Origin of the sequence: Zobellella taiwanensis, from assembly GCF_003012795.1 — a bacterium.
GTDB classification, from domain to species: Bacteria; Pseudomonadota; Gammaproteobacteria; order Enterobacterales; family Aeromonadaceae; genus Oceanimonas; species Oceanimonas taiwanensis.
Genome location: NZ_PXYH01000094.1, coordinates 1 through 255, shown reverse-complemented (window position 1 = coordinate 255; position 255 = coordinate 1). Strand labels below are relative to the sequence as shown.

Annotated in this window: 2 tRNA genes; both read left to right on the top strand. The window is 55.7% G+C overall.

Annotated features, from left to right (window positions below):
- Positions 1-25: 25 nt before the first annotated feature.
- A tRNA-Val gene (locus C7I36_RS17075) sits at positions 26-101 on the top strand.
- Positions 102-131: 30 nt separating this feature from the next.
- Positions 132-207: transfer RNA gene (locus C7I36_RS17070), tRNA-Val, on the top strand.
- The last annotated feature ends 48 nt before the right edge of the window (positions 208-255 follow it).

Genomic DNA, 255 nt, shown 5'->3' with positions numbered 1-255 from the left:
ATCCTGCACGACCCACCAGATTCCCGGACGCTTAGCTCAGCCGGGAGAGCACCTCCCTTACAAGGAGGGGGTCACTGGTTCGATCCCAGTAGCGTCCACCAGATTTGATGTTTTGCTTATAAAACATGCCCGGGTGGTTAGCTCAGCCGGGAGAGCACCTCCCTTACAAGGAGGGGGTCACTGGTTCGATCCCAGTACCACCCACCACTTTCGAGTGGCAAACCGATTATTCGGGTCGTTAGCTCAGTTGGTAGA